This window comes from Streptomyces sp. NPDC059909, from assembly GCF_042730885.1.
Classification (GTDB): Bacteria; Actinomycetota; Actinomycetes; order Streptomycetales; family Streptomycetaceae; genus Streptomyces.
Genome location: NZ_JBHWKX010000002.1, coordinates 288,549 through 295,236, shown reverse-complemented (window position 1 = coordinate 295,236; position 6,688 = coordinate 288,549). Strand labels below are relative to the sequence as shown.

At 72.4% G+C, this 6,688-nt stretch carries 6 protein-coding genes; 4 read left to right on the top strand and 2 right to left on the bottom strand.

Translation table 11 applies throughout. The features are described from left to right. Positions 1 to 149: 149 nt before the first annotated feature. The 4 genes from trpB to lgt all read left to right on the top strand — a co-directional run bounded on the left by trpB (position 150) and on the right by lgt (position 4,388). On the top strand, positions 150 to 1,442 hold the full coding sequence (gene trpB / locus ACFV9O_RS03375; protein WP_385411598.1) for a tryptophan synthase subunit beta: 1,293 nt from the start codon (positions 150 to 152) through the stop codon (positions 1,440 to 1,442). Next, positions 1,439 to 2,269, top strand: coding sequence for a tryptophan synthase subunit alpha (trpA, locus tag ACFV9O_RS03370; RefSeq protein ID WP_385411594.1), 831 nt, complete (start codon positions 1,439 to 1,441; stop codon positions 2,267 to 2,269). The genes trpB and trpA overlap by 4 nt, the downstream gene beginning before the upstream one ends. A gap of 114 nt (positions 2,270 to 2,383) precedes the next feature. Continuing rightward, entirely contained in the window at positions 2,384 to 3,205 is an 822-nt protein-coding gene (locus tag ACFV9O_RS03365) for a DsbA family protein (protein ID WP_385411592.1), read from the top strand. Positions 3,206 to 3,440: 235 nt separating this feature from the next. Then, on the top strand, positions 3,441 to 4,388 hold the full coding sequence (gene lgt / locus ACFV9O_RS03360; RefSeq protein ID WP_385411590.1) for a prolipoprotein diacylglyceryl transferase: 948 nt from the start codon (positions 3,441 to 3,443) through the stop codon (positions 4,386 to 4,388). 185 nt (positions 4,389 to 4,573) lie between these two features. On the opposite strand, the gene ACFV9O_RS03355 is transcribed toward lgt, so the two are convergent. Continuing rightward, positions 4,574 to 5,410 (bottom strand): HpcH/HpaI aldolase/citrate lyase family protein, encoded by an 837-nt coding sequence (locus ACFV9O_RS03355; RefSeq protein WP_385411587.1) that lies wholly within the window; start codon positions 5,408 to 5,410, stop codon positions 4,574 to 4,576. After that, complete coding sequence (locus ACFV9O_RS03350; RefSeq protein WP_385411585.1) at positions 5,407 to 6,657, bottom strand: CaiB/BaiF CoA transferase family protein; 1,251 nt, start codon at positions 6,655 to 6,657, stop codon at positions 5,407 to 5,409. Before ACFV9O_RS03350 ends, ACFV9O_RS03355 begins: the two co-directional genes overlap by 4 nt. Between the last annotated feature and the right edge of the window lie 31 nt (positions 6,658 to 6,688).

Sequence of the window (6,688 nt, the reverse complement as noted above, 5' to 3'; positions counted from 1 at the left end):
AAAAAACCCCCCCCCCCAGGTTGGGGAGTGTTTGGGGGGTGGGGGGGGGGGGAGAAGAGAGGGGGGGGTGGCGCGGTTGCGGAGCTCCGCTCAGCGACCCGACGTCACTCTCATTTCTCTTCAGCTGATCGCTCTTGAGGAGTTCTGGCATGCCCAGCGATTACTTCATTCCCGACCCCGAGGGTCTGGTGCCCGACGCCGCGGGCTACTTCGGCGCCTTCGGCGGCAAGTTCATCCCCGAGGCCCTCGTCGCCGCGGTCGACGAAGTGGCCGTCGAGTACGACAAGGCCAAGGCCGACCCGGCCTTCGCCGCCGAGCTCGACGAACTGCTCGTCCACTACACCGGCCGGCCCAGCGCCCTGACCGAGGTTCCCCGCTTCGCCGAGCACGCCGGTGGCGCGCGGGTGTTCCTCAAGCGTGAGGACCTCAACCACACCGGCTCCCACAAGATCAACAACGTGCTGGGGCAGGCCCTGCTCACCAGGCGCATGGGCAAGACCCGCGTCATCGCCGAGACCGGCGCGGGCCAGCACGGCGTCGCCACCGCGACCGCCTGCGCGCTCTTCGGCCTCGACTGCACCATCTACATGGGCGAGATCGACACCCAGCGCCAGGCGCTGAACGTCGCCCGGATGCGCATGCTCGGCGCCGAGGTCGTCCCGGTGAAGTCCGGCAGCCGCACCCTCAAGGACGCGATCAACGAGGCGTTCCGCGACTGGGTCGCCAATGTCGACCACACCCACTATCTCTTCGGCACGGTCGCGGGCCCGCACCCCTTCCCGGCCATGGTCCGCGACTTCCATCGCGTCATCGGCGTCGAGGCCCGCCGCCAGATCCTGGAGCGCGCGGGCCGGCTCCCCGACGCTGCGGTTGCCTGTGTCGGCGGCGGTTCCAACGCCATCGGCCTCTTCCACGCCTTCATCCCGGACGCGGACGTACGGCTGGTGGGCTGCGAGCCCGCCGGCCACGGTGTCGAGAGCGGCGAGCACGCGGCCACGCTGACCGCGGGTGAGCCCGGGATCCTGCACGGCTCGCGCTCCTACGTCCTCCAGGACGACGAGGGCCAGATCACCGAGCCGTACTCGATCTCGGCGGGGCTCGACTACCCGGGCATCGGGCCGGAGCACTCGTACCTCAAGGACAGCGGACGAGGCGAGTACCGGGCCGTCACCGACGACGCCGCGATGCAGGCCCTGCGGCTCCTGTCCCGCACGGAAGGCATCATCCCGGCGATCGAGTCCGCGCACGCGCTCGCCGGAGCCCTGGAGCTCGGCAAGGAGCTCGGCAAGGACGGGCTGATCCTGGTCAACCTGTCCGGCCGCGGTGACAAGGACATGGACACCGCCGCCCGCTACTTCGGGCTGTACGACGAGAAGGCCGCGGCCACCGTGGCGGCGGACGCGGCCGGAGAGGTCGCCGAGATCGAGGGGGACGCCAAGTGAGCGGGGCTGCATTCTCCGGTGGAAAGCGTCAGCTGCTGAGCGACACCCTGGCGCAGGCCAAGGCCGAGAACCGGGCGGCGCTGATCGCGTACCTCCCGGCCGGCTTCCCGACCGTCGACGGCGGCATCGAGGCGATCAAGGCGGTCTTCGACGGCGGCGCGGACGTCGTCGAGGTCGGCCTGCCGCACAGCGACCCGGTGCTCGACGGCCCCGTCATCCAGACCGCCGACGACATCGCCCTGCGCGGCGGGGTCAGGATCGCGGACGTCATGCGCACGGTCCGCGAGGCCCACACGGCCACGGGCAAGCCCGTGCTCGTGATGACGTACTGGAACCCCATCGACCGCTACGGCATCGAGCGCTTCACCGCCGAGCTGGCCGAGGCGGGCGGCGCGGGCTGCATCCTGCCCGACCTGCCGGTCCAGGAGTCCGCGGTGTGGCGCGAGCACGCCGAGAAGCACGGGCTCGCCACGGTCTTCGTGGTCGCCCCGAGCAGCAAGGACCAGCGGCTCGCCGAGATCACGGCGGCGGGCTCCGGTTTCGTCTACGCCGCCTCGCTGATGGGTGTCACCGGCACCCGGGAGTCCGTCGGCGCCCAGGCCCACGACCTGGTCCGGCGCACCCGTGCCACGACCGAACTGCCCGTCTGTGTCGGCCTCGGCGTCTCCGACGCCGGGCAGGCCGCCGAGGTCGCCGGCTTCGCCGACGGCGTGATCGTGGGCTCGGCCTTCGTCAAGCGGATGCTCGACGCGGACGACCACGCGGCGGGGATCGCGGCGGTGCGCGTGCTCGCGGGCGAGCTGGCCGAAGGCGTCCGCAAGCGCTGACGACACCGGCGCGCTCCGGATCCGCGCAGGGATCTGATCGGACCGGCTCACCCGTCCGGGTGGACCTCGGGCCGGGGAGGCGCATAGGCGCCTCCCCGGTTCGTTGCTGTGGGCGTGAGCGAGAAGAACCGTGACGGAAGACGGGCCGCGCGAGAGCGGCTCCTGCAAGAGCGTGAGCTGGAGAAGGCGCGTGAGAAGCGACGGCGCCTGCTGATCGTGTCCGCGGCCGTGGTCGGCGTGCTGGGACTGGCCGCGGTCATCGGCGTGATCGCGGCCAACAGCGGCAAGGACGACGGCTCCGAGGCCGGGCCGGTCGTCGCGCCCAGCGGCGCCGAGGGCGAGGAGCAGCTCGCGCTCCCGGCCGGCGCGAGCGACGCGCCGTCCACGCTCACGGTCTGGGAGGACTTCCGCTGCCCGGCGTGCGCCCAGTTCGAGAACGGGTTCCGGGACACGATCCACGAGCTGACGGACTCCGGACAGCTCAAGGTCGAGTACCACCTCGCGACGCTCATCGACGGGAACATGGGAGGCACCGGCTCCCTGCGCGCGGCGAACGCGGCGGCGTGCGCCCAGGATGCCGGAAAGTTCGTGCAGTACCACGACGTGCTGTACCAGAACCAGCCGCCGGAGACCGAGGACGGCTTCGCCGACACCAACCGGCTCATCGCGCTGGCCGGGAAGGTCGAGGGGCTGGACACGCCCGCGTTCCGCAGCTGTGTGGAGGAAGGCAGGCACGACAGCTGGGTGAAGAAGTCGGCACAGGCCTTCCGCGACGGCAGCTTCAGCGGTACGCCGACGGTGCTGCTGAACGGGAAGGCGGCGTTCCCCCAGAGGGACGGGGAGCAGATCACCCCGGAGAACCTGAAGAAGTGGGTCGCCGAGGCGAACGCCGGCAAGAAGCCGGGGACGGCGCAGCCGAGCCCTGCGGGTTCGTGAGGACGCGACCGGCGTGATCGGGGAGGCCGGACCGGTGGGACCGGCCTCCCCTGGCCCGGCCTGACGGGACCCGGATTCGGCCGGGGTGCCCGGGCCGGCTTCGGCGTGGCGTGCCGGGGTGGCCGCCGAGCCCCGGTGCGGCCTCCGGCGGCTCTGTCATTCGGCTGCTCGTTATGCAGACGTTGCCGGGTGGGTTGCGACGCGTCCCGTCCGGCAGGGTAGCGTCGGACCTGCCATGGACCTTGCCTACATTCCCAGCCCGTCGACCGGTGTGATCAACCTCGGACCGGTTCCGCTGCGCGGCTATGCCTTCTGCATCATCATCGGCGTCTTCGTCGCCGTCTGGTACGGCAACAAGCGCTGGATCGCCCGCGGCGGCAAAGCCGGCACGGTGGCCGACATCGCCGTCTGGGCGGTGCCGTTCGGCCTCGTCGGCGGCCGGCTGTACCACGTGATCACCGACTACCAGCTGTACTTCAGCGAGGGTGAGAACTGGGTCGACGCGTTCAAGATCTGGGAGGGCGGCCTCGGCATCTGGGGCGCGATCGCCCTCGGCGCGGTCGGCGCCTGGATCGGCTGCCGCCGGCGGGGCATCCCGCTGCCCGCGTACGCCGACGCCATCGCGCCCGGTATCGCCTTCGCTCAGGCGATCGGCCGCTGGGGCAACTGGTTCAACCAGGAGCTGTACGGCAGGCCGACGGATCTGCCCTGGGCCCTCAAGATCAGCGAGGGCGTGAACCGCGAGGCGGGCCTGTACCACCCGACGTTCCTCTACGAGTCGCTGTGGTGCGTCGGCGTCGCGCTCCTGGTCATCTGGGCCGACCGCCGCTTCAGGCTCGGCCACGGGCGGGCCTTCGCGCTGTACGTCGCCGCGTACTGCGCCGGCCGCGGCTGGATCGAGTACATGCGCGTCGACGAGGCCCACCACGTCCTGGGCCTGCGGCTGAACGTCTGGACCGCGATCGTGGTCGGCGTCCTCGCCGTGGCGTACATCGTGATCTCGGCGCGGCTGCGCCCGGGCCGCGAAGAGGTCGTCGAGCCCCCGAAGCCCGACGCCGACGCACCTGCGGACGCGGCATCCACGGACGCCAGGCCCGAGCCCGCGGCCGACGCCGTCCCGCTGGATCTGGACAAGGCCCCCGACGGCAACGCGGCGGACTCCGGATCCGCCCACACGAGCTGACCGCACCACTCACCGCTCACGCTCCGCACGAGGCCGCCCGACCACGATGGTCGGGCGGCCTCGTGCGTCCGCGCCGTGGGCGCCCCCGCCGTGTGCCTCCCTGCCGGGGGACGGCGGCGGACGGCCGCCGGGACCGATGCCGCCCGCGCGCCGAGGCGGTCGTGGACATCGGACGGGGCCATGGGTCACTCGCCGCGGCGTGCCAGGGAGAGGGTGCGGTGGGCCGTGGCGACCACCGCCGCGTCGACGAAGCGGCCGTCCGGGAGGGCCAGCGCGCCCGCGTCCGTCTCGGCCGCCTTGACGATCTCCTCGGCCGCCTCGACCTCCTCGGGGCTGGGGAAGTACGCCCGCTCGATGACTGGCAGCTGACGGGGGTGGATCGCCGCCCGGCCGAAGAAGCCGACGGCCCGGCCGTGGGCGCAGGACTCCGCGAGACCGTCGAGGTCGCGGATGTCGGGGAATACCGACTGCGGCGGCGGTGCTAGCCCGGCCGCGCGGGCCGCGACCACGATGCGGCTGCGCGGCCAGTCGAGGCCACGGTCGTCGCGTACCCCCAGGTCGGCGCGGAGGTCCGCCTCGCCGAGGGCGATCCCGCGGACCGCGGGGTCGGCGGTCGCGATGGCGTACGCGTGCTCGACGCCGGACGCCGACTCCAGCAGCGCGTACAGGTCCGTCCCCGGGGCGAGCGACGCCGGACCAAGGATGTCAGTGGCGTGTGCCACCTTGGGGATACGCAGTGCGGACAGGCCGGGAAGTCCCGCCAGCGCCTCGATGTCGTGCTCTGCGTGGATCCGGACATGGACGGGCACCGGCTGGGGCGAGGCGAGCAGTTCGGCGGTCGCCGCGAGGGCGTACTCCTTGCGGTCGGGCGGAACCGCGTCCTCGAGATCGACGATCACGATGTCGGCCCCGCAGGAGAGCGCCTTGTGCACGACGTCGGGATGGTCCCCGGGGGCGTACAGCCAGGTGAGCGGGGTGGTCTCGGGAGTGTCGCCAGGAGTGGTGTCCGACGGGGCGGTCACAGGGCGCCTTCGCTGCGGAGCTCGGAGATCCGGGCGGGCGTGAGCCCGAGTTCGCCCAGCACCGCATCGGTGTCCGCGCCGTGCGGCCGGCCCGCCCAGCGAATCCCCCCGGGAGTCTCGGAAAGGCGGAAGAGGATGTTCTGCATACGGATCGGCCCGAGCTCCGGGTCGGGGACCTCGGTGACGCTGTCCAGCGCGCGGTACTGGGGATCGGCCATGACGTCGCGGATGTCGTAGACGGGCGCGATCGCCGCCTCCGCCTTCTCGAACGCGTCGAGAACCTCGTCGCGCGTGTGCCGGGCGATCCACGCGCCCACCGCCTCGTCGAGTTCGTCGGCGTGCTCGGCCCGCCCGCTGCCCGTGGCGAACCAGGGCTCGCCCGTCAGCTCCGGTCGGCCGACGAGCCGCATGACGCGTTCGGCGACGGACTGGGCGGACGTGGAGACGGCGAGCCAGGCCCCGTCGGCCGCCCGGTAGGTGTTGCGGGGGGCGTTGTTGCGGGAGCGGTTGCCGCAGCGCGGCTGGACGTAGCCGAGCTGGTCGTACCAGATGGGCTGCGGGCCGAGGACGGTGAGGATCGGTTCGATGATGGCCATGTCGACGACCTGGCCGCGGCCGGACGCGGCCCGGGCGGTCAGCGCGGTCATCACGGCGTAGGAGGTGGCGAGTGCGGCGATGGAGTCGGCGAGTCCGAAGGGAGGCAGCGTGGGCGGACCGTCGGGTTCGCCGGTGATGGCGGCGAAGCCGCTCATCGCCTCGGCGAGCGTGCCGAAGCCCGGGCGGTGGCAGTACGGGCCGAACTGACCGAAGCCGGTGACCCGGGCGAGGACGAGGCCGGGGTTGGCGGCGCTCAGCTCCTCCCAGCCGAGCCGCCACTTCTCCAGGGTGCCGGGGCGGAAGTTCTCGATGACGACATCGGCGGTGGCGGCGAGACTGAGGAGGGTCTCCCGGCCGCCGGGCGTGGACAGGTTGAGCGTGATGGTGCGCTTGTTGCGGCCGAGCAGCTTCCACCAGAGACCGATGCCGTCCTTGGCCGGGCCGTGCCCGCGTGACGGGTCGGGTGTGCGGGGGTGTTCGACCTTGATGACGTCGGCGCCGAAGTCGCCGAGCATCGTCGCGGCGAGCGGCCCGGCGAACAGCGTGGCCAGATCGAGGACGCGCAGCCCGGCCAGCGGACCGTCTCCGGCGTCACCGCTGCTTGCGGTGGGGTGGTGGGCGGCGACACCGTCGGCGTCGGGGTCGTGCATGGGGGCTCCAAGCTCCTTGCGAGGCTCCGGC

Excerpts from the sequence above, each read along its gene's own strand:
- trpB (WP_385411598.1), top strand. The coding sequence starts at position 150 with ATGCCCAGCGATTACTTCATTCCCGACCCCGAGGGTCTGGTGCCCGAC.
- lgt (WP_385411590.1), top strand. The coding sequence starts at position 3,441 with ATGGACCTTGCCTACATTCCCAGCCCGTCGACCGGTGTGATCAACCTC.
- ACFV9O_RS03350 (WP_385411585.1), bottom strand. The coding sequence starts at position 6,657 with ATGCACGACCCCGACGCCGACGGTGTCGCCGCCCACCACCCCACCGCA.